3 protein-coding genes are annotated in these 4,002 nt (G+C 38.0%); 2 read left to right on the top strand and 1 reads right to left on the bottom strand.

Annotation, left to right across the window (positions count from 1 at the left end; genetic code table 11):
- Window positions 1–163: 163 nt before the first annotated feature.
- Window positions 164–1,483: a UDP-glucose dehydrogenase family protein gene (locus ACY10D_RS03980; protein ID WP_486999478.1), complete on the bottom strand. Its 1,320-nt coding sequence runs from the start codon at window positions 1,481–1,483 to the stop codon at window positions 164–166.
- Between the two features lie 197 nt (window positions 1,484–1,680).
- Between ACY10D_RS03980 and ACY10D_RS03975 the strand changes: the two genes are divergently transcribed.
- Together ACY10D_RS03975 and ACY10D_RS03970 are read left to right on the top strand one after the other, a co-directional pair.
- Entirely contained in the window at window positions 1,681–2,847 is a 1,167-nt protein-coding gene (locus tag ACY10D_RS03975; protein WP_486999477.1) for an ATP-binding protein, read from the top strand.
- 83 nt (window positions 2,848–2,930) lie between these two features.
- Complete coding sequence (locus ACY10D_RS03970; protein ID WP_486999476.1) at window positions 2,931–3,881, top strand: ligand-gated ion channel; 951 nt, start codon at window positions 2,931–2,933, stop codon at window positions 3,879–3,881.
- Window positions 3,882–4,002: the final 121 nt, after the last annotated feature.

The following is a 4,002-nucleotide window of genomic DNA, read 5'->3' as shown; positions in this document are numbered from 1 at the left end:
GAGCTCATTCTATAACTGTTCATAACTGATCCCACCAAGATAACTTAACATTACACAGTTAACTATAGGACAGTTTTTTATTTTATCCACAAAAAGAATATTATTTAAACTTATATGTTACTCGTAAATTATTTTGCTGTATTCTATATCAAAGAAGTCTTTATCATCGTCCAATAGAGATATAGTTAAATCCTAAGTCTTTCATCCGTGGCTTATCATACAAATTACGCCCATCAAAAATAATAGGGGTATTTAATCGCGCTTTAATCTTACTAAAATCTGGACTTCTAAAGCTCTGCCACTCTGTAACTACAAATAAAGCATCAGCATTATGTAAAGCATTATACGCTTCATCAACAAGTTCATAGTCGTCACGTTGACCATAAGTTTGTGCAAAGTTTTCCATTGCTTCAGGGTCATAGGCTTTGACTTTAACGCCATGTTGCCACAGTGTTTCAATCAACACGCGCGCTGATGCCTCACGAATATCATCAGTATTTGGTTTAAATGCAAGCCCCCATACAGCCACTGTTTTGCCTTCAATTTCACCGTTAAAATAATCATTAAACTTCGTAAACAGGACTTCTTTTTGCGCATCATTAACATCATGCACCGCATTTAAAATGCGTGCGCTATAACCATATTCACGTGAAGTTTGTCCAAGCGCGCGTACATCCTTGGGGAAACATGAGCCACCATAACCACAGCCTGCGTAAATAAAATGATAACCAATACGTCGATCAGCACCAATACCAATACGCACTTTCTCGATATCTGCACCAACACGCTCAGCAATCTGACTCATCTCATTCATAAAGCTGATTTTCGTTGCAAGCATTGCATTGGCAACATACTTAGTCATCTCAGCAGAGCGTACATCCATGATCATCAAGCGATTTTGATTGGGATCAAATGGTGCATAAAGCTCACGCATAACATCTGCCGCGCGCTCGGAGTTCGCCCCGACCACAATACGATCTGGATGCATACAGTCACTAATCGCATCACCCTCTTTAAGGAATTCAGGGTTAGATACCACATCAAAATCAAGTTTTACACCACGGGCATTTAACACATTAGAGATTGCTTCGGTTACTTTATACTCAGTACCGACTGGCACCGTTGATTTATTAACAATGACCTTATACTCATTCATGTCACTGGCAACGGTTTTAGCCACTTGCAATACATATTGTAAATCAGCAGATCCATCCTCGTCAGGTGGCGTCCCTACTGCAATAAAGATGACTTGCGCTTCATCAATTGCTGTCTTTGCTTCGGTAGTAAATCGCAGGCGCCCTTTGGTCACATTACGCTTAATCAGCTCATCCAAGCCAGGTTCATAAATCGGTGAAATACCTTTTTTTAGGTTATCGACTTTGGTTTGATCGATATCAACACAGCAAACATGATTACCCATTGCCGCAAAACAAGTTCCTGTGACGAGTCCGACATAGCCCGTACCAAAAATTGCAATCTTCATAAAATCTCACTTTTAGCTACTCAAATCGCCATCGATCATATCAGAAATAACGCCCAAATTCAGCGAATATTATTTTATGAAATGTGATTATTGTTACTTGCCACTACTAATTGGCATAACAAAATATCAAAAATCGCTTTCGGTAATCTCGATTTTCATACAAAATAGATATCATTAACTACCAATTGCGATTTTTTATGTTTAAGCGACTGTTAAATATTGACCCCAATTCGCAACAAAGCTACTTTTTATTTGGTCCAAGAGGTACTGGCAAGACATCTTGGCTGAGATATCACTTTAAAGAAAGTCTTTATTTTGATCTACTAAAAGAAGATACGTACACCTATCTTCTAGGTGATGCCACCCGTTTGGATGCCAACATCCCAGAGGGTTATAACAAATGGATCATTATTGATGAAATCCAAAAAATCCCTGCCTTATTGGATGAAGTGCATCGTCTCATTGAAGGACGTAAATTACGATTTATTTTAACTGGTTCTAGCGCACGCAAACTCAAACGAAGTGGAGTTAACCTACTTGCAGGTCGCGCACTGATCAAACATATGCATCCAGTTACTGCCATTGAACAAGCTAATCATTTTGATATTGCCAAGTCTTTACACACAGGTCATTTACCAACGGCATTACTTACATCTCAACCCAGCGAATATTTAAAAAGCTATGTAGCAACTTACCTTAAAGAGGAAGTATTGCATGAGAGCTTAACGCGAAATATTGCATTATTTGCACGTTTTTTAGAAACAGCGAGTTTCTCACAAGGGGAAACACTCAACTATACCGAAATCGCCAGAGAAATTGGCAGCTCAAGACATACGATCGAAAATTTTTTTACTATTTTAGAAGATCTCCTGATCTCCGCTCGTTTACCTGTTTTTACCAAGCGGGCTAAGCGCGATGTTGTCATGGCGCCTAAATTTTATTTTTTTGATGTCGGCGTATATAGAACAATACGCCCTATTGGTGTACTTGATTCACCAGAAGAAATTGATGGCGCCGCACTTGAGACGCTTTGTTTGCAGGAGCTTAGGGCATGCAATGACTATTATAATCTAGGATATCAGTTTTATTATTGGCGAACACGCACGCAACAAGAAGTGGATTTTATCTTATATGGTGAGTATGGTTTAATCGCCATTGAAGTTAAACGCAAAAAGAAAATTAGTCGCAAAGACCTCAAAGGGCTGATGACTTTTAAAGATGACTACCCAATGGCAAGCTGCTATCTAATCTACGGCGGCGATGAAAAGCAGACATTAGATGGTGTCACTTTACTCCCCATATCTTTTGCATTAAAAGAGGCTAACCTACTCTTAAAATCTCCAGCGGATTACGCGCATAATTAATACACCTGCAAATATCATGTTTCTTATGTTTCCAAATATTTCAACTATACTTTTGTCACGTATGGAAATTTGATGGATCAAATATGGCAAGGTTCTTGATAGTTCTTTTTAGTTTTATGTTGTATACACAAACTAGTTTTGCTAACAACAAAGCACCAAAATCACCGGCAGAGGTTACAGTTGGCGCTTACATCACGCATATTTATGATATCAATCTGCAGAAAAAAACTGTTTCTGCGATTTTTTGGTTGTGGTTTATTTATCCTGATCAGCTGATCATTGAGAATAACGAGTTTGACATCATCAATGCTGAAAAATTCTCTGTTCTTTATAAAAGTACTCAACAACTTGTGGATAATAAAACACTTAAACAATATAAAATCCGTGCCACTTTATCCCAAGACTGGAGTTTTGAGAACTTCCCTTTTAGCACGAAACCGTTATCCATCATTATTGAAGATGCTGATTTTAATGCACATACTGTCATATTTAAAACTGATGAAGTTAACTCTGATGTCGATCATGAGATGCCTTTAAGCGGTTGGACGTTAAGCACTGATAACTGGCAAACTTATATCCATCACTATGATACAAATTTTGGCAATCCAAATAATTCAAGTAACACCGCTTATGCCAGAGCGATTTACTCAGTTGAGATGACACACACTAACATTCGCATGTTTATCCATATCTTTGGCATGTTATATCTTGCCTGCATATTAATTCTTGGCATGTTCTTTATCCCAATTAAAGATATCAAAAGTCGTCTAGCACTAAACTCCGCTGCGATTTTTGCCGTAGTTGGTAGCAAGATTTCCACTGATTCGATACTGCCTCCCGCCAATACAATTAACCTGATTGATAAGATTCAATTAACTGTGCTGATATTTATGGTTATCACGCTTATTACTGTTGTACTTAATTATTATCTTTGCGAGAAACACATCAAATGGGCACATACTGTCAATGTCGGCTTTGCCATATTAACAGTATTAATGATTGCATTGAGTAATTTGTTTTTTATGCTTGCTTAATCTTAAGCTATTGACTTAATGTGCTTTATTTTGCCAACACCCCGCCTCGCAAGCTCGGCACCCCTCTTGCAAAGCATAGGTTTATAGGGATCTTTTTGTAAGTGGGTTTTAAAATGGTTGA

This window comes from Cysteiniphilum sp. (genome assembly GCF_057495195.1).
Note: the sequence above shows the minus strand (reverse complement) of the source record. Positions and strands in the feature narration are given on the sequence as shown.